General features: G+C 42.3%; 21 protein-coding genes and 1 riboswitch. Of the genes, 12 read left to right on the top strand and 9 right to left on the bottom strand.

Features of this window, described 5'->3' with window-relative positions; genetic code table 11:
- The first annotated feature begins 116 nt into the window (after window positions 1-116).
- A complete protein-coding gene (locus LLY41_RS12435; RefSeq protein WP_095242832.1) occupies window positions 117-944 on the top strand; it encodes an aldo/keto reductase in 828 nt (275 codons plus the stop codon).
- A gap of 45 nt (window positions 945-989) precedes the next feature.
- On the opposite strand, the gene LLY41_RS12440 is transcribed toward LLY41_RS12435, so the two are convergent.
- Window positions 990-1190, bottom strand: a complete 201-nt coding sequence (locus LLY41_RS12440) for a hypothetical protein (RefSeq protein WP_095242965.1) — start codon at window positions 1188-1190, stop codon at window positions 990-992.
- Between the two features lie 163 nt (window positions 1191-1353).
- Here LLY41_RS12440 and LLY41_RS12445 point away from each other — a divergent pair, with 163 nt between their 5' ends.
- Window positions 1354-1926 carry a hypothetical protein gene (locus LLY41_RS12445; RefSeq protein ID WP_095242830.1) on the top strand — a complete coding sequence of 191 codons (573 nt, stop codon included), beginning with the start codon at window positions 1354-1356 and terminating at the stop codon, window positions 1924-1926.
- A 32-nt stretch (window positions 1927-1958) separates the two neighbouring features.
- Here the strand turns inward: LLY41_RS12445 and LLY41_RS12450 are convergent, their stop codons facing one another.
- On the bottom strand, window positions 1959-2267 hold the full coding sequence (locus LLY41_RS12450) for a hypothetical protein (protein WP_095242828.1): 309 nt from the start codon (window positions 2265-2267) through the stop codon (window positions 1959-1961).
- Window positions 2268-2423: 156 nt separating this feature from the next.
- On the opposite strand from LLY41_RS12450, the gene LLY41_RS12455 reads away from it, so the two are divergent.
- From LLY41_RS12455 to LLY41_RS12465, 3 genes are read left to right on the top strand one after another with little or no spacing between them, the layout of a single operon-like run.
- The gene (locus LLY41_RS12455; RefSeq protein ID WP_095242827.1) at window positions 2424-2933 is read left to right on the top strand and encodes a hypothetical protein; all 510 of its coding nucleotides are present in this window, start codon (window positions 2424-2426) and stop codon (window positions 2931-2933) included.
- On the top strand, window positions 2930-3079 hold the full coding sequence (locus tag LLY41_RS12460; protein ID WP_179288936.1) for a hypothetical protein: 150 nt from the start codon (window positions 2930-2932) through the stop codon (window positions 3077-3079). The genes LLY41_RS12455 and LLY41_RS12460 overlap by 4 nt, the downstream gene beginning before the upstream one ends.
- Window positions 3080-3104: 25 nt before the next feature.
- Complete coding sequence (locus tag LLY41_RS12465) at window positions 3105-3440, top strand: DUF3889 domain-containing protein (RefSeq protein ID WP_095242825.1); 336 nt, start codon at window positions 3105-3107, stop codon at window positions 3438-3440.
- Window positions 3441-3534: 94 nt separating this feature from the next.
- Here the strand turns inward: LLY41_RS12465 and LLY41_RS12470 are convergent, their stop codons facing one another.
- The 6 genes from LLY41_RS12470 to LLY41_RS12490 all read right to left on the bottom strand — a co-directional run bounded on the left by LLY41_RS12470 (window position 3535) and on the right by LLY41_RS12490 (window position 11766).
- Window positions 3535-4092, bottom strand: coding sequence for an HAD hydrolase-like protein (locus LLY41_RS12470; protein WP_095242824.1), 558 nt, complete (start codon window positions 4090-4092; stop codon window positions 3535-3537).
- Window positions 4093-4179: 87 nt separating this feature from the next.
- Window positions 4180-6018, bottom strand: a complete 1839-nt coding sequence (locus tag LLY41_RS22485; protein WP_370460077.1) for a vitamin B12 dependent-methionine synthase activation domain-containing protein — start codon at window positions 6016-6018, stop codon at window positions 4180-4182.
- Window positions 6019-6065: 47 nt separating this feature from the next.
- Window positions 6066-7625 (bottom strand): homocysteine S-methyltransferase family protein, encoded by a 1560-nt coding sequence (locus LLY41_RS22490; protein ID WP_370460078.1) that lies wholly within the window; start codon window positions 7623-7625, stop codon window positions 6066-6068.
- A complete protein-coding gene (locus tag LLY41_RS12480) occupies window positions 7618-9468 on the bottom strand; it encodes a bifunctional homocysteine S-methyltransferase/methylenetetrahydrofolate reductase (protein WP_304585500.1) in 1851 nt (616 codons plus the stop codon). The genes LLY41_RS22490 and LLY41_RS12480 overlap by 8 nt, the downstream gene beginning before the upstream one ends.
- Window positions 9469-9472: 4 nt before the next feature.
- Window positions 9473-10657, bottom strand: a complete 1185-nt coding sequence (gene metC, locus LLY41_RS12485; protein ID WP_304585501.1) for a cystathionine beta-lyase — start codon at window positions 10655-10657, stop codon at window positions 9473-9475.
- Window positions 10654-11766: a methionine biosynthesis PLP-dependent protein gene (locus LLY41_RS12490; protein WP_304585502.1), complete on the bottom strand. Its 1113-nt coding sequence runs from the start codon at window positions 11764-11766 to the stop codon at window positions 10654-10656. The genes metC and LLY41_RS12490 overlap by 4 nt, the downstream gene beginning before the upstream one ends.
- A 75-nt stretch (window positions 11767-11841) precedes the next feature.
- Window positions 11842-11958: riboswitch (SAM riboswitch) on the bottom strand.
- A gap of 192 nt (window positions 11959-12150) precedes the next feature.
- On the opposite strand from LLY41_RS12490, the gene LLY41_RS12495 reads away from it, so the two are divergent.
- From LLY41_RS12495 to odhB, 3 genes are all read left to right on the top strand, one after another.
- On the top strand, window positions 12151-12390 hold the full coding sequence (locus LLY41_RS12495; protein WP_095242815.1) for a hypothetical protein: 240 nt from the start codon (window positions 12151-12153) through the stop codon (window positions 12388-12390).
- A 317-nt stretch (window positions 12391-12707) separates the two neighbouring features.
- Complete coding sequence (gene sucA / locus LLY41_RS12500; protein WP_304585503.1) at window positions 12708-15545, top strand: 2-oxoglutarate dehydrogenase E1 component; 2838 nt, start codon at window positions 12708-12710, stop codon at window positions 15543-15545.
- A 265-nt stretch (window positions 15546-15810) separates the two neighbouring features.
- Window positions 15811-17064 carry a 2-oxoglutarate dehydrogenase complex dihydrolipoyllysine-residue succinyltransferase gene (gene odhB, locus LLY41_RS12505; protein ID WP_304585504.1) on the top strand — a complete coding sequence of 418 codons (1254 nt, stop codon included), beginning with the start codon at window positions 15811-15813 and terminating at the stop codon, window positions 17062-17064.
- A gap of 487 nt (window positions 17065-17551) precedes the next feature.
- Here odhB and sda read toward each other — a convergent pair whose 3' ends face one another.
- A complete protein-coding gene (gene sda, locus LLY41_RS12510; RefSeq protein WP_035330849.1) occupies window positions 17552-17683 on the bottom strand; it encodes a sporulation histidine kinase inhibitor Sda in 132 nt (43 codons plus the stop codon).
- Between the two features lie 210 nt (window positions 17684-17893).
- Here sda and LLY41_RS12515 point away from each other — a divergent pair, with 210 nt between their 5' ends.
- The 4 genes from LLY41_RS12515 (at window position 17894) to LLY41_RS12530 (ending at window position 21822) form a co-directional block, all read left to right on the top strand.
- On the top strand, window positions 17894-18688 hold the full coding sequence (locus LLY41_RS12515; protein WP_304585505.1) for a VOC family protein: 795 nt from the start codon (window positions 17894-17896) through the stop codon (window positions 18686-18688).
- A 202-nt stretch (window positions 18689-18890) separates the two neighbouring features.
- Window positions 18891-20546: an AMP-binding protein gene (locus LLY41_RS12520; RefSeq protein WP_304585506.1), complete on the top strand. Its 1656-nt coding sequence runs from the start codon at window positions 18891-18893 to the stop codon at window positions 20544-20546.
- A gap of 159 nt (window positions 20547-20705) precedes the next feature.
- Window positions 20706-20858: a hypothetical protein gene (locus LLY41_RS12525; RefSeq protein ID WP_179288935.1), complete on the top strand. Its 153-nt coding sequence runs from the start codon at window positions 20706-20708 to the stop codon at window positions 20856-20858.
- 94 nt (window positions 20859-20952) lie between these two features.
- The gene (locus LLY41_RS12530; RefSeq protein WP_095242811.1) at window positions 20953-21822 is read left to right on the top strand and encodes a gamma-glutamylcyclotransferase family protein; all 870 of its coding nucleotides are present in this window, start codon (window positions 20953-20955) and stop codon (window positions 21820-21822) included.
- The last annotated feature ends 41 nt before the right edge of the window (window positions 21823-21863 follow it).

Here is a 21863-nt window from a genome sequence, read left to right on the forward strand (position 1 = left end):
AATTATTCTTAGACAAACATCCGCTAAAACTTTCATTTTTAAGCATAAAATTTTGTTAAAAGAAAAAATTGTGAGAAAATTATCCAGTAATTCAATAGTTAAAATGAGGTGAAAGAATGGAAAATTTACATTCAGCTGTATCATTACATAACGGTGTCAAAATGCCTTGGCTTGGTCTTGGTGTTTTTAAAGTTAAGGACGGGGACGAAGTTGTCCATTCAGTTAAATCTGCCCTGAAAGCAGGCTATAAAAGCATTGACACGGCCGCGGTCTATGGGAACGAAGAGGGTGTAGGCCAGGCAATTAAGGAAGCAGGCGTACCTCGTGAAGAATTATTTATTACCACGAAAGTCTGGAATTCTGATCAGGGTTATGACTCAACAATCACTGCATTTGAAACCAGCCTTGAAAAACTTGGTCTCGATTATATTGACCTTTACCTGATTCACTGGCCTGTGAGAGGGAAATATAAAGAAACATGGAAAGCACTCGAAACTCTTTATAAAGAGAATAAAGTAAAAGCCATTGGTGTGAGCAACTTCCAGATTCATCACCTGGAAGATCTCATGAAGGATGCCGAGATAAAGCCGATGGTCAATCAGGTGGAGCTTCATCCTTTACTCAGCCAGTCTGAGCTTAGAGACTTCTGCAGAAATCAGGAAATTCAGATAGAAGCATGGTCACCGCTTGCACAGGGAGAGCTTCTTGAAAACGCAGCATTGAAGGAAATTGCCCAAAAGCACGGCAAATCGGTTGCACAGGTTATCTTAAGATGGGATCTTCAGAACGGAATTGTTACTATTCCAAAGTCAGTAAAAGAACATCGCATCATTGAAAATGCCGAGGTATTTGACTTTGAACTTTCTTCAGAAGATATGGACAAAATCAGCAGCTTAAATGAAAACAGACGAGTAGGTCCGGACCCTGACAACTTCGATTTTTAAATACGGAAAGAAACCGGCAGGCATACATAGCCTGCCGGTTTTCTTTTACTCCTCAAAATAATCCCGAAATTCTTCTGTATCCGTTTCAGTTTTATTCCTGTAGTAAGGATTATCTTCAGTCGAATTTTCCGGATCAAGATTGGTCTTTATGACAAGTGTTGGCCCCGTAGTATGTTTGGCAATCATCCGATCATCCAGTTCTTCGAAGTCCGGAAGCTTTTTGCTTCCTGGTTTTATTGGATCCATGGCTGCACCTCCCAATTCATAGCGTGCAATGACTAGGTACAATTTATTCATTAAATCCCCTTAAATACGAAAGAATGTTTGCACAGGCGGAAAAAAGGATATTAGGAATAAAACAATCTTTGTGTTATATAAACCCACCCAGGTTTTTGTTGGAGGAAGATAAATGAGTATTTTCGAGAACATTTTAGATATCCTGGAGAAAAAGGGGGCTATTTCTATCCCTTCTCTGCTGGACGAAATGAATAGGCCAAGTAATTTTCAGAGAACCGGCGCGAAGCCTGTTGAACTATCACATGTTAAATCAGTCATCAGCAGGAAAAGAGAGCTCTTTCATATTAAAAATAATATTGTCACGATTGACCCTGATAAAGAACCCATTCTTTTGAGTGTCAGCCTCGGCGGTTATCCCGGGCCATGGTATAAGATTGAAGTGGATTTCATCAATGGCCGTTTTGTTTATTTTGAATGGCATTTAAGTAATTTTTCATCAAGAAATGAGCTGCCGAAAGCGTCAGGAAGCATTGAAGAATTTAAAAAAGAATTATACCGGCTGAAAATTTGGAAGTGGCAGAAGGAATACAAAAACCCAGGGATAGTAATGGATAGTGTGACATGGTCTATAAAACTGGTTACGAAGGAAAATATTTTTGAGAGTCAGGGGATACAGTCTTTCCCTAATGGCTGGGAAAAGTTTTGCATGGCACTTACGAATCTGACAGGAAAATATATTTGTTAAAAAGCTGCTGCTGAAAAACCGGCTGCAGCTTTTTAGTTTTCTGAAACGATCTTCAGGACAAAGCTCTTATCTTTCTCATCAATATACAGGCAATATTCTTCTTCCTCTGTTATATCCAGCAGCTGCTGAAGTTCTTTGGGAATATGGATGGAGCCATTTTCAGAAATTAGCCTTTTATTGTGGGTTGATTCCAAATTGGCTCTTTCAATAATAATCTGATCATGATCGAATCGAAGATCAGCCAGTTTACCCGGCAAAAGGCCAAATTGGCTGCGCCACTTGCTCGGAAGAAGAATTTTACCCGTTTTGTTGAAGTTCTTGCACTTGTACATTGTCATCATGCTGATCAGCTCCTTCTATGCTTGTTAATCTATTACACATATTGGAACTTTCAAAACACGATTTTCATGCAATTTCGCAAAAAATTCATTGGCTCCCCTAAAAAGGATGAATAAAATTCCTGTAAATACAAAACCTTTAAAAAAAGGTGGGGTAAGATGAAAAAGAAGCTATATTTGGTGCTGATAATTCTCCTTTCCTGGCTGACTGTTCCATTTATAGGCAAAAAGGATTTTAAGCGATTTTATCCTGCTGCTCTGTTTATGGGGTTTTATGTATTAATAGAAGGGATTATTGCTGAAAAAAACAATTGGTGGACGATTAAGGAAAGATTTCATCCCAAGCTCAGTGGTGAACTGCCATTAGTTTTAGGACCTTTTTTTGCAGGGTCTATATGGATATTAAAATTCACTTATAGAAAGCCGTTGCTGTATTTACTTTTGAATGCTCTGGTCGATGCCTTTTTCGCCTATCCTTTTTATACTTGGTTCAAAAAGATCGGAATATGGAAACTTCGGCGCTTTTCACAAATGAAGCTGTTTATGCTGTTTTTGCTGAAGTCAATCTTCATGTATGTTTTCCACCTCATCTTTGTGGATAAAAAAACAATATCCAGGTTAGCGAATGGATTTAAAAAAACCTTTATGAACAGGGGAGTGGAGAGATGAAAATGCAAGAAAGAAAAGACGTTGCCTGTACGGATGATAAGGATATTCTTCATCATTTAATGGAAGAACAAATTGCTTATATCTGTGTGGAAGAAGAGGAAGAGCGGATGAAGGAAGAAACTATGAATAGTGTCGATGGCGATTAGGATACTTCCCGGAAAGAGGTGTATAATGAAGAAATTAATAATCAGTCTTATGGTAATGATGTTCATAACCGAATACATTCCCATCTCGACATTCGCCGGAGAAGTGTATGCAGAGAAACCGGAACCAGCCTATGCGAAGTGGGGCAGACTTGCTATGGAAACAGCAAAAGAGAAATACCCCAGGGCTAAAATCCTTGACTACCTGCATATCGGAAGAGAAAAAAGACAAACCACAGATATCGAAAGGTTTAAGCTATGGGTAGAGGATGGCGGCAAAGAATTCGGTTTATACATTGATATTGAATTTGATTCAAAAACGGACAGAGTTGTCAGGATCAATATGAGGAAATCAGCTAATTAGCTCACTCAGAAGCAAAGCGGGACTTCACCAAGGTGAAGTCCTGTTTCCTTTTATCGCAGTCTAACGGGCAGTAAGACCCCCACTGATTGAAGTTTCACTTTATCGCAACCTCAAATTTTGAATAACAATCAATCGAGAAGTCTGCATATGGATTATTGCTGCGGAAGGCACAGGTGCTGATGCCGATCTGTCTGGCAGGCATTAAATCTGTATCCTGGTCGCCAATGGCCAAATCAATATGATATCGCCGGTGAAGATATTCATAGGACTCCGGATGCGGCTTTAAAGAGAAACCATCAAATTCCGGGCAGATAACTTCTTCAAAATAGGAAGTAAGTTTCCAATGCTCCAGCAGTTCCTCCGTTGATTGCCGGTTACGGTGGGTGACAAGCACGTTAACATTATTTCGCTCTAATATTCCCCTTACATATGGAAACAATGGCTTTTCATCATGCATAAAAGTGGCTTCCATTTGACGGAAGTCAGCAATTTTTTCTGGAGGAACATCAAATTTCTGATAGGCTGTCCCGTTTTTCAGGGGCTTGAGCACTTCGTCAGGATCCAGCTTTTTGCCGGATATGCGAATAAAAGACTGAACCAAAGTGGGCCAAGTATCCAGAATCGTGCCATCTAAATCCCAGAGAACATTCATAATAATCTCCTCCTTGCTATGTATTCATTGTATAGGCTGTGAGGAGGCAAAGGCAACTACCCGGCCATTTTACCTGCCGGGTATCTATTATCTCAATACATTAAAGTATCTGGCTTCAGGATGGGCAAACACCATTGCAGATACAGAAGCCTCAGGTTCCATCATGCATTCTTCAGTAAGGTGAACACCAATATCCTCAGGCTGTATAAGCTTAAACAGCTTTTTCTGGTCCTCCAGATCAGGGCACGCTGGATAGCCATATGAAAAGCGCTGCCCCTGGTATTTCGCCGCAAAACGGTCCTTCATCGTCATTTCAACCGGATCCGGGAACCCCCAGCGATCGCGGATCTGGCGATGGATCAGCTCAGCAAGGCCTTCAGCCGTCTCCAAAGCCAGCGACTGCAGGGCATGGCTTTCCAGAAATCTGCCTTCCGCTTTTAAACTGTCTGCTATACCGCGTATTCCTTTCCCTGCTGTCACAGTGAAGAAGGAAACATAATCCATTTGATCGCTTTCTTTTGATTTAAGGAAATCTGCCAGACATAAGAATGGCTCTGTTTCCTGGCGTGGAAATTCGAATGTCTCAATGACCGTTTTTTCATCCTTAGCATAAATAATCACCTTATCTCCATCTGACTGGGCAGGGAAGAATTGATAAACTGCTTTAGGCTCAATCCAGCTTTTCTCATTTGCTTCAGCAATCAGTTCATCAACCAATGCGTTAATTTTAATGGCTTTTTCATCTTTTTCCGCAAGCAGCTTTTGCAGGTTTCCTTTTAAGCCAAGGTGATGGCCAATCAGCATCTGCTTGTTAATATACGGCTCAATATGCGAGAGGGAATAGGCTTTCAGCAAATGCCGTTTTAAATCTTTTGGAACAAATACAGGTACTTGTGTGCTTACTGTTGGTTTAGGCTTTACTGCAACCGCCACTGATCCGCGGTCATAAGGAACAGCATTTAGCGCTGCTGCCTGTTTTTGATCCTGCTGGATTCGCAGTTTCTCAGCTTCTTCAGGCTCCTGAAGCTGATTGGCTAAAGAGAGACCGTTCATAGCATCCTTGGCATACAGCACGAGACCGTCATATTCCTTGGAAATTTTAGTATCCGTAAATTTCCTTGAAAGGGCGGCGCCGCCAACTAAAATAGGAATATCAATTCCAGCCTGTTTCATGTCGTGTGCCGTTATGACCATCTGCTGTGCAGATTTAACAAGCAGCCCTGAAAGGCCAACCATATCCGGATTCTCACGCCTGATGTTTTCAATCAGTTCAGCAGGGGAGACTTTGATTCCCAAATCTATCACTTCATATCCATTATTGCTTAAAATAATATCCACAAGATTTTTCCCTATATCATGAACATCGCCTTTAACGGTTGCCAGGATGATTTTCCCCTTGGATGAAGATTGGGCTTCACCTTTTTCCATATGCGGTTCAAGATAAGCGACAGATGCTTTCATAACCTCGGCGCTCTGCAGAACCTCTGCGACAATCAGCTGATTATCATTGAACAATCTCCCTACTTCCTTCATTCCGTTCATTAAAGGCCCATTAATGATATCAAGCGGAGCAGGGTATGCCTGGAGAGCAAGTTCGAGATCCGGCAGCAGCCCTTCTTTTGTTCCTTCGAGTATATAATAGGCGAGGCGTTCTTCAAGTGTCATATCCGGAAGAACACTTTTGCTTTCTTTCTTCTTATCCCGGTAAAAATCAGTGAAAATGGCAAGTGATTCATCAGTAGTTTCAAATAGCAGCTTTTCAGCCATTAAAACCTCTTCCTTAGATATGGAAGCAAATCTTTCGAGTTTTTCTGTGTTCACTATCGCATAATCCAGGCCTGCCTGGGTGCAGTGATAAAGAAATACAGAATTTAAAATTTCCCTGCCGACAGGAGGAAGGCCGAAGGAAACGTTACTGATTCCCAAAATAGTTTGAACCTCCGGCAGAGCCTCTTTAATAAGTCTGATTCCATCTACCGTTGCCTTTGCAGACCCGATGTATTGCTCATCCCCTGTCCCGACAGGGAAGACGAGGGGTCAAAAATAAGATCCTGAGGCGGGATATTATATTTATTTACAAGCAAATCATGAGAACGCTTTGCAATCTCAAGTTTACGTTCAGCCGAAACACCCATTCCTTCTTCGTCAATCGTTCCGACAACCACTGCAGCACCATAGCGGTGAACAAGAGGGGCAATCGCCTCAAAGCGTTCTTCGCCATCTTCCAGATTAATCGAATTTATTATGGCTTTACCCTGTGAATAGGTGAGAGCTTTTTCAATCACTTTTTCATCTGTTGAATCGATCACTAGCGGAACTTTGATTTTTTTCACTAATTCCTTGATAAAATTCTCAACATCCTGCATTTCTTCACGGTCAGGATCTGCCAGGCAAATATCAATAACATGGGCACCGCCTTTTACCTGGGCACGGCCTATCTCTGCAGCTTCCTCGAACTTTCCTTCTGCAATCAGTCTTTTAAACTTGCGGGAGCCAATTACATTTGTTCGTTCGCCGACCATTATGGGTCTTAAAGTTGGATCATCATAAATCAGAGGTTCAATTCCGGAAACTTTATGCAGGGAGTTCCCCTCATAATTCCTTGGTTTATAATCTTTAACCGACTCAGCAATTGCCTGGATATGTTCAGGTGTGGTTCCGCAGCAGCCGCCTACAATATTCAGCCAGCCTTCCTTGGCAAATCCCTCAAGCTTCCTCGCCAGTGATTCGGGAGTTTCATGATACTGTCCTTCTTCATCAGGCAATCCTGCATTGGGATAGCAGCTGACTGCAGTGGAAGCCAATCCTGATAGAGAACGGATATGGTCCTGCATGAATTCGGGACCAGTCGCACAGTTGAGTCCAACTGCCAGAGGCTTCATATGTTCAAGCGAAATATAAAAGGCTTCAATCGATTGGCCTGCAAGGGTTGTGCCCATCGGTTCAATTGTCCCGGAAACAATGAGCGGCAGTTTTATTCCCGTCTTTTTTGATGCCTTTTCAATGCCGATAAATCCAGCCTTCACATTCAGCATATCCTGACTGGTTTCGAGGAGAAGAAGATCGGCACCGCCGTCTATTAACCCTCTGGCCTGCTCTTCATAAGCTTCTATCATGTTTTCAAATGTAGAACCGCCGGTAACACTCAGTGTCTTCGTCGTTGGTCCCATAGCGCCTGCCACATATCTCGGCCATTCAGGAGTAGACATGCGGTCTGCAGCTTCTCTGGCAATTTCAACAGCAATTTTATTCAATTCATAAGCTTTTTCTTCCAGATCGTAATCTGCGAGAACAATGCTGGTTGCGCCAAAGGTGTTGGTTTCAATAATGTCTGCGCCGGCTTTTAAATATTCAAGGTGAATATGTTCAATAACCGATGGAGCTGTAATATTTAAATTCTCGTTGCAGCCTTCATATTCTTCTCCGCCAAAATCATCTGCTGTAAGATTGGCTCTTTGAAGCATGGTGCCCATTGCTCCGTCCATGATCAGGATCTTCTTTTTTAACTGCTCCTGCAGTGATGGTTTATGCATGCTGTTTCCTCCTTGAAAGCCGTTCGGTTGTCTCACGGGCATAGTTTGATAGCTCGACAGTCATTTCATAGCGCATAAATGGAGTGATAAGGTAAATGCCATTAAACAGCTCTGCCGCAGCATCGATCAGCGACTTGGCAATGGCAATGCCTTCAGCGCCAGCTCGTGCTGGATCATCCTTTAATGAAGCCATCCTGCTTCTAATACTGTCGGAAATTTTGATTCCCGGAACTTCATTATGAAGAAATTCTGCATTCCGGCTGCCGGTAAGAGGCATTAAGCCTATATAGACAGGTGCTTTTAAATCTTTCACAGCCTCATGAACCTCAAGCAGTTTTTCTTCAGAGAAAACAGGCTGCGAGATAAAATAATCCGCACCATGCTCCAGTTTCTTTTCGAGCCGCCCAACCGCTTTTTCCAATGAACGTACATTGGGGTTAAAAGCACCCGCCACTGAAAAGGCAGCTTTATGGCCAAGGTCTTTGCCTGAAAACGACAATCCTTCATTTAACTGCTTGATCATACTGATCAATTCAAATGAAGAAACATCATACACAGAAGAGGCGCCTGGAAAATCACCGACACGGGCAGGGTCTCCTGTTACAGCAAGAATATCATTTAACCCCAGGGCATGAAGACCCATTAAATGGGATTGAAGTCCGATTATATTCCGATCCCTGCAGGTTACATGAACAAGAGGGCGTAATCCGGTCTGCTGCTTGACAAGATAGCCGAGTGCAGAGTTGCACACCCTTGGTGAAGCAAGGGAATTATCTGCAAGAGTTATAGAATCAATTCCAGCATCCTTCAATGCCTTTGCACCTTCGAAGAAGAGGGCAGTATCAAGCTTCCTTGGAGGATCCAGCTCAACAATTACCGATGGCCTTTCTCTGACAATATCCTGAAGAGGAGGGAGCTCTCTTAATGGTTCCGGTTTCTCTGAAACAATTATTTTATTAACTGCCTTTATCTCTTTTTCCTCGATTGGGGGAAGTCCTTTTAAAACGTCAGCAAACGCCTTGATATGGTCAGGTGTTGTTCCGCAGCACCCTCCAAGCAGGCGGATGCCCTGATTCCGGAATTCTATTGCGGACTGCCGGAAATACTCCGCGTCACCTTCATAGTGAAATTTCCCGTCCGTATAGGCTGGAATACTGGCATTTGGATAGGCAGATAAATAGGCATTCTTTGGCAAAGGCACACTTTCGAACGTTTTCAGCATATGATGGGGGCCTAGCCTGCAATTGATTCCGACAACATCAGCGCCCATTCCGTCAAGCTTTGTTAATGCATCTGCTATAGGAGTCTGGTTCTGAAGAACTCCAGCTTCCTGAAGTGAAACCTGTGCGATAATCGGCAAATCGGTTTCTTTTCTGACTATAGCGAGAACCGTTTCAAGTTCTTCAAGATCATAGTAAGTTTCAAGCAAAATACCATCTACATCCTCAAGCAGCAGACAATAAAGCTGCTCACGGAAACTTCTTTTTATTTCCTCCAGTGTAATCATGTTCGGTTTGAACCCTCTGATCCCGCCGATTGTACCGGCAACATATGAACGTCCCCCGGCAGCTTTTTTGGCAATCCGGGCTGCAGCACTGTTAATATCTTTCACAGAGTCTTCAAGCCCATACCGCTGCAGCTTCAGATAATTCGCCGCATACGTATTGGTTTGAATCAACTCAGCCCCTGCGCCTATGTACGCTTCATGGATGTGTTGGATCTGCTCAGATTGCGATAGATTTAATTCCTCAAAACAGCTGTCGGTGCCATAGGAATAAAGAAGAGTTCCCATCGCGCCATCTGCTATAATGATTTCATTCTTCAATTTATCCAGGAAACTCAAAGTATCACCCCCGCTGTAAAATGGATTGCTTTGTTTGTCCGGCAGCAGATAAAGCTGCCTTAAAATCTTCTATAATATCATCTGCGTTCTCCAGACCAACAGAAAGACGGAGAAGACTGTCTGTTATACCGCGTTTTTCTCTTTCAGATGCAGGCATGGCTGCATGCGACATTTTGGCAGGGTAGGAGAGGATGGATTCAACTGCTCCGAGACTTACTGCAAAAACAGGAATTTTTGCATTTTCCACAAATACTCTCATCGACTGTTCATCTTCAAGTTCAAAGGATAAAACAGCACCTGCGTTCACAGCCTGCTTTTTCTGTATTTCATATCCGGGATGTTCTGTGAAACCGGGATAATGAACCTTCTTTACTGCCGGGTGATCAAGAAGGAAACGGGCAATCTTTTCAGCCGATTTCACAGACTGGTCGAGCCTTACCTGCAGCGTTTTAATGCCTCTCAGGACAAGCCAGGCATCCTGAACACCCAGAACAGCTCCAAAGGAATTTTGGAGAAAAGCCAGCCTTGCACCTAATTCCGGATCATTCACAACAGCTAATCCGGCAACGACGTCACTGTGTCCGGATAAAAATTTGGTTGCGCTGTGCAGAACGATATCTGCCCCTAATGAGAGCGGTTTTTGAAGGGCAGGGGTCAGGAATGTATTATCTACAAATGTCAGCGCTCCATGCTGTCTTGCCAGTGAACTGATCGCCTGTATATCTGTCACCTTCAGCAGCGGGTTGGAAGGAGTCTCTACATAGAAAACTTTTGTGTTAGGGCGGATTGCTTCTTTAACTTCCTCAAGATTTGTCATATCAACAAATGTGTGCTCAATGCCAAAACGGGAAAGGACTTCTGTTGTCATGCGATAGGTTCCACCATATACGTCTTCGGTAATGACAACATGATCTCCCTGAGATAAGAGAAGGAAGGCTGTGGAAATGGCAGCCATTCCAGAAGAAAAGGCAAACCCTCTAGTACCTTCTTCAAGCCCGGCAATGACTTCCTCAAGTGCTTCCCTTGTTGGATTCAGGCTGCGGCTATAATCATATTTTCCGAACGCATCAATATCTTTTTGATGAAAGGTGGAAGCATGCTGGATCGGTACACTGACAGCTCCTGTTTCCGGGTCGAATTTTTGATTATTATGAAGCAGCTTCGTTTGGAATGAATAATTTGCACTCATCGTACTGCCTCCTTTAAAACCTTTGCAAAAGCATGTTCAAGATCAGCCTTCAAATCTTCTGCATTTTCAATTCCAACCGAGAAACGCAGAAGCCTGTTACAGACGCCGGTTTCAATGCGGATCTCTTCAGGGATGTCCGCATGCGTTTGTGTTGCGGGATATGTTATAAAACTCTCGACTCCGCCAAGGCTTTCAGCAAAGGAGATAAGGGAGAGGTTCTGCAGAAAAGGATTCACCCAGGTTTCATCCTGGACCCGGAAAGATATCATGCCTCCCTTGCCTGGATAAAGAACATCCGTTACGGCATCGTGGTCTGATAAGAAAGCCGCTAATTCCCGGGCATTTTTTTCATGACGTTCCATGCGAAGAGATAGTGTCTTCATGCCTCTGATTAAAAGCCAGGAATCAAATGGGCTAAGGACCGCACCGGCAGCATTGTGGTTCATGGCCAGATCGTCACATAACTTTTTGCCTTTTGCGACAACTAAACCGGCAAGGACATCATTATGGCCTCCAAGATACTTTGTCGCACTATGGATGACAATATCAGCACCAAGCTTTAGAGGCTGCTGAAGAAGGGGAGTGTAAAATGTGTTATCAACAATCAGGAGAATATTATGCCGTTTCGCGATATCAGCTATCAACTGAATATCTGTCTCTTCCATCAGCGGATTTGTGGGAGTCTCCAGAAAAATAGCTTTCGTTTTTTCGGTGATTAATTCTTCAACATTTTCCGAAGTGCCCGTATTCACATATTTGCTCTGCAGTCCCCATTTTTTGAAGCCCTGTTCAAGCAGACGATAGGTTCCGCCGTATAAATCCTTGGAAACAATCCACTCATCACCTGATTTAAAGAGGGAAAGAATCGTAAGGATGGCAGCCATACCCGAACTGCAGGCATAGCCTTGATCGCCTTCTTCCAGATCTGCGATCGCCTTTTCAAGCAGCTGGCGGGTAGGATTGCCTGTACGGCTATAGTCAAAGCCGGTTGACTGGCCAATGCCTTCATGCCGGTAGGCAGTGGAAAAGTATACAGGCGGATTGACTGCACCTGTTGCTGATTCGCTCCTGTTTCCAATTTGCGCTAATTTGGTGTCAATATTATACATGCTGGTAAACACTCCTTCTTTAAAATAAAAAAAAGCCTTCTATAAGAAGAAGACTTTTAATGTGAACAGCCATTCTTCTTATCTTTCAAGTTTTCTAAAAAACTTGCAGGAATTAGCACCTTTTCAATCAAAATACGATTGCTGGTTGCTGAGGCGTCGTCGGGCCATACCCTCGACCTCTCTGGATAAGAAATCAATTATTAAATTTTCTCTAAACTTTACTACAGTAAACCGTTAATAGTCAACACTTTTTTGAATATTTCATGTATTGATTTTAAATGACTTCTTCCTGGCATAAACTGTTATAGGTAGATCGCTTTAAAGTTCAGAATATTTCCTTTATAATGATGATGAACATAATATTTTTCTTGGAGGGAAGCTTTTATGCAAGAACATAGTCACTGTCTTCACAGATTTGCCGAAACAGATGGGCCGGCGGTTTTCCGGACAATTGATGGCATTGAAGTGAATGTCGCCGGCAGCTTATTTCAAAAGTGTACAACTTGCGGACATTTTGATTTTCCCGTGGATACCAGAGAAGCTATTGAATCTTCCCTTAAAGAAAAGAGAAAAAATACCAATGAATCGAAACAAATCTATATAAACCTGGTAGAAACTTTTTAAAGCCGAAACCTTTCGGCTTTTTTTATATGTTCAGTTATTTCATATTTATAAATGTTTAACCTTTTACAAATCATTTTTTTAGAATAAGTAATTGCTAAAAAAATTTTTTAATAGTTTTCCACTATATTCATGTTTTTATCTTTGTACAACTAGATTTTACGTGTTAGAATAACTGTGGAAACGTTTTATCCTCTGAAAAATATTATTATTCATAAAAATGAATTTGTTAATCCCTTCTAATGATGGGTATTGTACTTTTAGAGAGCAAAAACGTATTGAATTATTCACTTACAAAACAGTTATGGAGGTAATTTTCCATGAAAAAGCCATCTAATGGTGAGGGACCTTTTGAACAGGGATTTCATGGCCCAAACCTTGGCTACGTTATTGAACTTTATGAAAGATATTTAGAGGATCCATCATCAATTGATCCTGAAATGAAAGAGTACTTTAAAAAAAATGGTTCCCCTCTTACGAGTGAAGGAACGGCGCAAATGGCTTCATCAGCAAATCAGCCAATGAATGCCGGACAGCTTGAGAAGACGCTCGCTGCTATTCGCCTGGCTGATACTATCCGCACATATGGCCACTTGGCTGCCGATATTTATCCGCTGGGTAACAATAAATCGGAAACTGCTTTATTTGAACTGAGCAAATATGGCTTAACTGAAAATGACTTAAAAGAGATCCCTGCTGGTGTCATTACTAAAGATGCCACATATCCTTTACGCAACGGACTTGAAGCAATTGAATTCCTGAAGAGCGCTTATATGGGACCCATTGCTTTTGAATTCCAGCATATATTTGATGAAAACGAAAAAGACTGGCTTCGCCGCAAAATTGGGGCCAACAGCCATAAGCTGTCAATGCAAAAGACGGAAAGACTGAAAGTTTTAAGAAGACTGACTGAAGTTGAGGAATTTGAAAAGTTCCTTCATAAAACCTTCGTCGGACAAAAGAGATTCTCCATTGAGGGTCTGGATACAATGGTTCCTTTATTGGATGAAATTGTTTCTGAATCTGTTTCGGATGGAGCAAAAACGATTAACATCGGCATGGCCCACCGCGGCAGGTTAAATGTTCTTGCCCATGTGCTTGGAAAGCCGTATGAAATGATTTTCGCGGAATTCCAGCATGCGCCGAATAAAGAACTGGTTCCTTCTGAAGGATCTATCGGCATCAATTACGGCTGGACAGGCGACGTGAAGTATCATCTTGGTCTTGATAAACAGATCAAAGATGAGAATACGACCATTGCCAGACTGACATTAGCTAACAATCCGAGCCATCTTGAATTTGTCGGTTCACTTGTTGAGGGCTACACGCGAGCTTCACAGGACAACAGAACAAAGGCCGGTTATCCTGAAGTAGATCCAAAAGCGGCTTTAGCCATTATCATTCATGGAGACGCAGCATTCCCAGGACAGGGGATTGTAGCAGAAACACTTAATCTCGGACAGCTGACCGGCTATAACACTGGCGGTTCGATCCATATCATTGCCAATAATACTATTGGGTTCACAACAGAATCATATGATTCACGCTCTACCAGATATGCAAGTGATCTGGCCAAAGGGTATGAGATGCCAATTATGCATGTTAATGCAGACGAACCTGAAGCAGTAGTTGCAGCGGCAAGAATTGCCTGCGAGTATCGTGCTAAATTCCAGAAGGATATCCTCATCGACTTAATCGGGTACCGCCGTTTTGGACATAACGAGATGGACGAGCCTATGACGACGAATCCTCTTATGTATAATATTGTACGCAAGCGGCCAACCGTGAAAGCGCTGTATGCTGAAAAGCTCTTAAATGAAAAGATCATCAGCAAAGAGGAAGCTGAAGGCGTCCATAATGAAGTACTGGAAAAAATGAAGGCAGCCTATGAAAAAGTCCCAAAAGAAAAGAAGGCAGCTGAGTTAACCGATCCTCCTGAAACTGTCGAAAAGGGTCTGCCAAAAATTAATACAGCCGTTTCAATTGATAAACTAAAGCAAATCAATGAAGAATTATTAAAATGGCCGGAGGATTTCAAGGTATTTGATAAACTCGGCAAAATTCTGCAGCGCAGATTGGAAGCGCTTGAAGGGGACGGCAAGATTGATTGGGGTCTCGCAGAAACACTGGCATTTGCAACCATCCTATCTGATGGCACACCTGTCAGACTGACTGGCCAGGATTCAGAGAGAGGAACATTTGCTCAAAGAAACGTTGTTCTGCATGATCATACAACTGGAAAAGCGTATTCACCTTTGCATAAGCTTTCAACTGCCAAGGCTTCTTTCGCTGTCCATAATAGCCCATTATCTGAAGCCGCTGTTGTAGGCTTTGAATATGGATATAATGTATTTGCTCCGGAAACGCTTGTTTTATGGGAAGCTCAATATGGTGATTTTGCCAATGCAGCACAGGTAATGTTTGACCAGTTTATTGCTGCCGGCCGTGCAAAATGGGGCCAAAAATCAGGTCTTGTCATGCTCCTTCCTCATGGATATGAAGGACAGGGACCTGAACATTCAAGTGCGCGCCTGGAAAGATTCCTGACTCTTGCAGCTGAAAACAACTGGACAGTTGCCAATCTTTCTTCATCAGCACAGTACTTCCATATTTTACGAAGACAGGCTGCCATACTTGGAAAAGAGGAAGTTCGCCCGTTAGTGATCATGTCTCCGAAGAGTCTGTTGCGCAATCCGACTGTCGCATCAAATGGAATTGAATTGAGCGAAGGAGAGTTCCGGTCTGTAATCGAACAGCCTGGTTTAGGCCAAAATCACGAAAAAGTGAAACGCATCATTCTTGGAACAGGAAAGATTACAATTGATTTAGCCGAAAACCTGAAAAATTATCCGGATCAGGATTGGTTCCATATTTTACGTGTGGAAGAAATCTATCCATTCCCAATGGATCAGATCAAAGACATTTTAACCCGTTATCCAAATGTGGATGAAATTGTCTGGATACAGGAAGAACCTAAAAATATGGGTGCATGGAATTTCGTTGAACCTAGACTGAAAGAAATCGCAGGCAGCGATATTGATGTCACCTACATCGGAAGAAGACGCCGATCAAGCCCGGCAGAAGGTGACCCGACTGTTCATAAGAAAGAACAAGCACGCATAATAGATGAATCATTATCGCAGTCTAACGGGCAGTAAGCCTCCCGCATTAAAACTTAGATATATGAATTGAATAGACTTAGCGGGAGTCAAACTCCCCGTAAAGGCCCGATTGGTGAGATACAGTGAAACTTGCCGATGCACAGGCAGAGGCTTAGTTGAACCAATCGGGTTCGTAGTGTCGATTGATCGAAGCGTTAGCGGAGATCTTAGCGACACTAGAACGCGACTAACAATCAGTGGGAAAAATCACCCACTGAATGAAGTTTCACTTTATCTCGCAAGCAAGAAGGAGGAAATTAAGGTGGCAGAAATCAAAGTTCCAGAATTGGCGGAATCCATTACAGAAGGTACGGTGGCACAGTGGCTGAAACAGCCTGGTGACACAGTCAGTAAAGGTGACTATGTTGTCGAACTAGAAACGGATAAGGTAAATGTTGAAATCATTTCTGAACATAGCGGAGTTTTACAGGAAATCAAAGCACAGGAAGGCGACACGGTTAATGTCGGTGAAACCATTGCTATCGTGAATGAAAGCGGACAAGCTGCACCTGCACCGGAAAAAACCGAAGAAAAGCCTGAGGCAGCTAAAGCTGAAGAACCTAAGGCAGAGGAGCAGCCGGCACAGCCTGCAGCTGAAGAAAAAACTGGCGGACAGCGTCCAATCGCTTCACCTGCAGCACGAAAACTGGCAAGAGAAAAGGGCATTGACCTGAGCCAGGTGCCGACAGCCGATCCGATGGGCCGAATCAGAACACAGGATGTTGAATCCTACAATCCAAATCAGGCAAAACCGGAGGCGCAAGCACCAAAACCGGCAGCCACTTCCAAACCTGCTGAACAGCCGTCCGGCGGCAAAGAAGTGGAACGGATCAAAATGTCCCGCAGACGCCAGACAATTGCAAACCGTTTGGTAGAAGTTCAGCAAACGGCAGCCATGCTGACAACATTCAATGAAGTGGACATGACAAATGTGATGAACCTTCGCAAGAAGCGGAAAGATAAATTCTTTGAAGAAAACGATGTTAAGCTTGGCTTCATGTCATTCTTCACAAAAGCCGTTGTTGCAGCACTTAAAAAGAGTCCTTACTTAAATGCTGAAATTCAAGACAATGAAATCGTTCTGAAAAAATTCTATGACATTGGAATCGCTGTATCAGCTCCTGAAGGTCTTGTCGTTCCGGTTGTCCGTGACGCAGACCGCAAAAACTTTGCTGAAATCGAAAAAGATATCATGGACCTTGCAGTGAAGGCAAGAGACAATAAACTTGCTCTTTCAGATCTGCAGGGAGGAAGCTTCACCATCACAAATGGCGGTGTTTTTGGCAGCATGATGTCTACGCCAATTCTAAACGGACCTCAGGTTGGTATCCTTGGAATGCACTCCATCCAGCTGCGCCCGGTTGCGATAGATGCTGAAAAAATGGAAAACCGTCCAATGATGTACATCGCACTATCCTATGACCACCGCATTGTTGACGGAAAAGAAGCAGTTACATTCCTGAAACGTGTTAAAGAACTGATTGAAGATCCGGAAAGCCTTCTTTTCGAATCTTAATAAATAATGAAACCAGAGCGGAATTCCGTTCTGGTTTTTTATTGGCGTAGGAAACTATAAAAATGAACGATATTAATACTGTGGAAGAGTATCTGCATCCAGCTCCAGCGCCTACCCCCTCGAGGTCACAAGCCCATCCACCCAAAAAGGCAAAGAACGCCTTTCCAGGTGGATCGTCTTGTGCTTGTCGGGGTGAGCAAGGCGCTTCCGCTTTCGTTATGGAAAATTATTTGCATTAAGGAAACAATGTACAGGTTATGAATAGTATATTAAAAAGCAGGTGATAACCTTGAAAAGAAGGCAAATGAAAATTCTTCAGTATAGTGCGGTCTTAAAGAAATTAGGGGTTATAAATGAAGAGGAATATGAAAATATAAAAAAAGCAAACAAACTTACAGCTTACGTCCGAAGATAATAAAAAAAGCGGGAATAGCTCCCGCTCTACATATTCACTAAGTATTTGGCTAACTAATATGGAATTTGAAACTTACTCTTTAAACGGTCTTAAGCCGCGTTTTTGAATTTCTGTTTTTAATATCCTAATCCATTCCTTTTCAGACCCTGACTTTAATGCATCACGATACGAGACGACCAGCTGTTCATTACTCATAATTTTCATTATGCATACCTCCTGGTTAAATGGATTGAATATTCTATTTTTTATTATTGTAAAGGTTATTTAAGATTTTGTGAACCCTTTATTAAAAAAAGATTTATTACATTATGGTGACATTTTTCTGCAAATTCTAATCCCAAGAGCAGACAGTAGACGTTGTTTTATAGGAAAGGTAAAATTTATCTAACTACTGAATAAAGGGAGAATCTTCATATGAATGTAACGCTTGATCATATTGTTCACTTTATAAATGCTGAGCCGGCTGCTGCTGCTTCAAAATGGAGGGATCATGGATATAAGGCAATCACCGGGGGCAGTCATGAAAACTGGGGAACTTATAACAGTCTTTTGTACATTGGGCATTCCTACCTCGAATTTTTATCGATTGAAAAGGATCATATTGCCTTAAGTACAGATAATCCTCTTATTAAACAGCTGACAGAAGAAATCAGACTTGGAGAAGGGATTGGCCAAATTTGTTTCCGAACCAATAATATTGAGGAGCTGCAGAGTGAATTAACGGAAAAGGGCTTTGAGACCTTTCCAATCTTTGATGGAAGCAGAAAGAGGGCTGATGGAAGCATCCTTTCATGGAAAATGCTCTTTATAAAGGAAGACCCAGATTATAAATACCCTTTCTTTATTGACTGGGGCATGGAAGACGATAAAAGATTAGAAGTACTGAGACAACAAGGCTTAATTGATGAGAAGCTTGCTGCTAAAAAGATTGAAGCAGTCTATATAGCTTCAAAAGACTGTGAAAAATCTGCGTCAGCATGGCAGGAGATCACGCCAGCTTCCGGGGTTGATATTTACATAAGCCATGACAGAAAAGAAAAAAGAGCATCCATTGTGATTGGTTCAGTAAATATCATCTTTTGCCAGCCATTATACGAGAATGGAAGGACGATGGAGGTCCTTCGAAAAAGAGGTGAAAAGCCCTTTGCTGTTCAATTGACGCCAAGCCTTGAAAAAGAAATATGGCTATATGAAGGTCTTTATTTTTAACGGGAGAAAAGTTACAACTTAAACCTGCTGCTCCTTTTTAAGGGGAGCTTTTTTCATCTTATAAAAATAATAAACTATCACTATATGAAAATATTGAATATTCAGCAATATATGTTAACATAAAATGTAAGCGTTTTATAACATTCTTCTTAGAGGAATCTTTTGCATAATGATGAGATCATATACCAAGGAGGATTTCTGGATGACAGAATTATTGAATCTTACAGTAGGGAAGCTCCTGGAGGAGAAAGCCGGCCTTCACCCTGATCATGAAGCTGTAGTTTATGCCGATCGCGGTCTCCGAATGAGTTATAAGGAGTTTAATGAATATTGCAGGCTTGCTGCCAAAGGGTTCATGAAGCTGGGCCTTGAAAAAGGGGAGCATATTGCCGCATGGTCGACAAACACGCCGGAATGGCTTACGTGCCAGTTTTCAACAGGCAAGATGGGAGCTGTCCTTGTAACCGTTAATACAAACTATCAAGCTGCTGAACTCGAATATCTATTAAAGCAATCTGATAGTACAACGATTGTTCTGATGGAAAAGTTCCGAGAAACCTCTTACATAGAAATGCTATACAGCATTGTCCCTGAACTGAAGGATTCCGAACCGGGGCAGCTGAAAAGCAAAAAACTTCCTTTCTTAAAAAACGTTCTCGTAATGGGAGAAAAGCGCTTTCCAGGGACATACAGCTGGGAAGATATTATCCGGATGGGCGAATCTGTCACTGACAGTGAACTCGATGAGCGGATGGAAAGCCTTGATCCTTACGATGCCATAAATATGCAATACACATCCGGAACGACAGGCTTTCCAAAAGGGGTTATGCTAACCCACAATAACATCGTTAACAATGGATATAATATCGCAAATTGTATGCAATTAACAAAAGATGACCGCTTATGTATTCCTGTTCCATTTTTCCATTGCTTCGGCTGTGTGCTGGGAACGATGGCATGCATATCCGTCGGCGCCACCATTGTTCCAGTGCAGGAATTCAGTCCTAAAGCTGTTCTGCAGACGGTCCAGGATGAGAAATGTACAGGCCTTCATGGGGTGCCGACAATGTTTATCGCAGAGCTGAATGATCCTGATTTCAGCAAATATGATCTATCCACCCTTCGTACAGGCATAATGGCTGGCTCCAATTGTCCAATTGAGGTCATGAAAGGCGTTATCGAAAAAATGGGCGCCAGCGAAATAACCATTGCCTATGGACAAACAGAGTCATCGCCTGTCATAACCCAGACACGGACAGATGATCCAATTGAACTTAGAGTCGAGTCTGTCGGAAGGGCATTGCCGAATGTAGAAGTAAAAATTGTAGAGCCGGGCACAAATAACGAAGTCCCTGCCGGCGTCCAGGGGGAGATGTGTACCAGAGGCTACCATGTCATGAAGGGATATTATAAAAATCCGGATGCTACAAAAGAAGCTATTGATGAGGATGGCTGGCTCCATACCGGGGATCTCGCTGTAATGGATGAGAACGGGTACTGCAAAATTACCGGCAGACTAAAAGATATGATCATTCGCGGCGGAGAAAATATTTATCCACGTGAAATAGAGGAATTCTTTTATACTCATCCGCAGATTCTCGACGTTCAGGTGGTTGGGGTTCCTGATGCTGTATATGGTGAAGAAGTGGTCGCCTGGATAATTGCGAAGGAAGACTCTGACTTAACGGCAGAAGAACTTCGCGATTACTGCAAAGGAAAAATTTCTCGCCATAAAATCCCACGCTATATGGAATTTATTAAAGAATATCCAATGACAGCTTCAGGCAAAATCCAAAAGTTCAGATTGCGTGAACAGGCTAAAGAAGTCATTGAAAATGCTAATACATTAAAACAATAGCCATACGAAACCTGCGGGGGAACTTCCCGCAGGTTTTTTTTTCATTTTCCATCTTCTTTCGTTCAAAAGACTTAAAATATCTCCTCCTCAGAGCCAATGTGATAAAGCTTTTGAGAAATTAAAATGGTATTAAAGATATGAGAAAAGGAGCGAGAGCAGATGTATGATGAAATGTATGTAATGGAAGCTTTAATGAATGCAAAACAAAAAGAAATGGATTTAATAACACCACACCATAATACCTCAAATAACAAACTAATTTGCAGGCTTCCGGTAATAAAGAATTTGGATGCCTGCCAATGCCAGGAATGACGGAGATGTTTCTCCGTCTTCTTTTTTGAAAAGAATCTTCAGAAAATGATACTATAATAGACAAAAGAGAGAACCAAGGGGGAATGTTTTGCTTATGACTACACAGAAATTGTTTGTATATGGAACCTTAAGAATGCATGAAACAAATCACTTTGTTCTAAAAGGAAGTCCCTGCATTGCCGAGCAGGCATGGGTATACGGAGAATTATTTGATACGGGACTGGGCTATCCATCTATGAAACCATCACTTGACCAAAAAGTGTATGGCGAGCTTTATGAAGTGCATTTGGATCATTTTTCCGATCTGGATGATTTGGAAGATTATATCCCGGGCAGAAAAGACAACTTATACGACAGGGTAGAACAGACTGTCCATACGGATAATGGAGAAGTAAATGCACTTGTATATGTATCCTCAAGGGATGACCTGCTTGCAGAACCAATCCTTCACGGAGATTGGAAGCTATACCAGCTTATGAAGGATAAGCCGGAGAAGAACTATTATTTTGCTTACGGATCCTGTATGGATGATGAACGATTTTGCGTGGCCAAGGTAGATCACCATTTCAAAACGATTGTAGGCGGGGGAATATTGGCCGGCTATTCAATGCAATACCTGTTTTCCAGAGATGATGGAGGAAGGGCAGATATTATTGAAAATGGCGGTGTTACTGAAGGCGTTTTATATGAACTCCCCTTTGAAGCTGTTGAATATCTGTTCCAAAGGGAAGGTTTTTACGGACAATGGTACCGTCCTGCCTTTGTAAATGTCCAGGCAGGGAGCAAATTGTACAAAAATGTCCTGACTTTCCATGTCTATAATAAAAAAGGGGAGCTGCCCCCGCCTGACCATTACGCTCTTGAAATTCTCCGTGGCGCAAGAGGAAGAGTAAGTGATGATTATTACAAAAAGCTCGAACAGCAGCTGGAAAAATTGGGAGTTAAGATTCGACTGGATGCATGATAGCATACGACTAAAGGATGAACACAAGTTCATCCTTTTTT

Origin of the sequence: Cytobacillus firmus, from assembly GCF_023612095.1 — a bacterium.
Classification (GTDB): Bacteria; Bacillota; Bacilli; order Bacillales; family Cytobacillaceae; genus Cytobacillus.

What these genes read in the sequence shown, in the direction of transcription:
- LLY41_RS12435 (WP_095242832.1), top strand. Translation starts at nt 117, where the DNA reads ATGGAAAATTTACATTCAGCTGTATCATTACATAACGGTGTCAAAATG.
- LLY41_RS12440 (WP_095242965.1), bottom strand. Translation starts at nt 1,190, where the DNA reads ATGGATCCAATAAAACCAGGAAGCAAAAAGCTTCCGGACTTCGAAGAA.
- LLY41_RS12445 (WP_095242830.1), top strand. Translation starts at nt 1,354, where the DNA reads ATGAGTATTTTCGAGAACATTTTAGATATCCTGGAGAAAAAGGGGGCT.
- LLY41_RS12450 (WP_095242828.1), bottom strand. Translation starts at nt 2,267, where the DNA reads ATGATGACAATGTACAAGTGCAAGAACTTCAACAAAACGGGTAAAATT.
- LLY41_RS12455 (WP_095242827.1), top strand. Translation starts at nt 2,424, where the DNA reads ATGAAAAAGAAGCTATATTTGGTGCTGATAATTCTCCTTTCCTGGCTG.
- LLY41_RS12460 (WP_179288936.1), top strand. Translation starts at nt 2,930, where the DNA reads ATGAAAATGCAAGAAAGAAAAGACGTTGCCTGTACGGATGATAAGGAT.
- LLY41_RS12465 (WP_095242825.1), top strand. Translation starts at nt 3,105, where the DNA reads ATGAAGAAATTAATAATCAGTCTTATGGTAATGATGTTCATAACCGAA.
- LLY41_RS12470 (WP_095242824.1), bottom strand. Translation starts at nt 4,092, where the DNA reads ATGAATGTTCTCTGGGATTTAGATGGCACGATTCTGGATACTTGGCCC.
- LLY41_RS22490 (WP_370460078.1), bottom strand. Translation starts at nt 7,625, where the DNA reads ATGCATAAACCATCACTGCAGGAGCAGTTAAAAAAGAAGATCCTGATC.
- metC (WP_304585501.1), bottom strand. Translation starts at nt 10,657, where the DNA reads ATGAGTGCAAATTATTCATTCCAAACGAAGCTGCTTCATAATAATCAA.
- LLY41_RS12490 (WP_304585502.1), bottom strand. Translation starts at nt 11,766, where the DNA reads ATGTATAATATTGACACCAAATTAGCGCAAATTGGAAACAGGAGCGAA.
- LLY41_RS12495 (WP_095242815.1), top strand. Translation starts at nt 12,151, where the DNA reads ATGCAAGAACATAGTCACTGTCTTCACAGATTTGCCGAAACAGATGGG.
- sucA (WP_304585503.1), top strand. Translation starts at nt 12,708, where the DNA reads ATGAAAAAGCCATCTAATGGTGAGGGACCTTTTGAACAGGGATTTCAT.
- sda (WP_035330849.1), bottom strand. Translation starts at nt 17,683, where the DNA reads ATGAAAATTATGAGTAATGAACAGCTGGTCGTCTCGTATCGTGATGCA.
- LLY41_RS12515 (WP_304585505.1), top strand. Translation starts at nt 17,894, where the DNA reads ATGAATGTAACGCTTGATCATATTGTTCACTTTATAAATGCTGAGCCG.
- LLY41_RS12520 (WP_304585506.1), top strand. Translation starts at nt 18,891, where the DNA reads ATGACAGAATTATTGAATCTTACAGTAGGGAAGCTCCTGGAGGAGAAA.
- LLY41_RS12525 (WP_179288935.1), top strand. Translation starts at nt 20,706, where the DNA reads ATGTATGATGAAATGTATGTAATGGAAGCTTTAATGAATGCAAAACAA.
- LLY41_RS12530 (WP_095242811.1), top strand. Translation starts at nt 20,953, where the DNA reads ATGACTACACAGAAATTGTTTGTATATGGAACCTTAAGAATGCATGAA.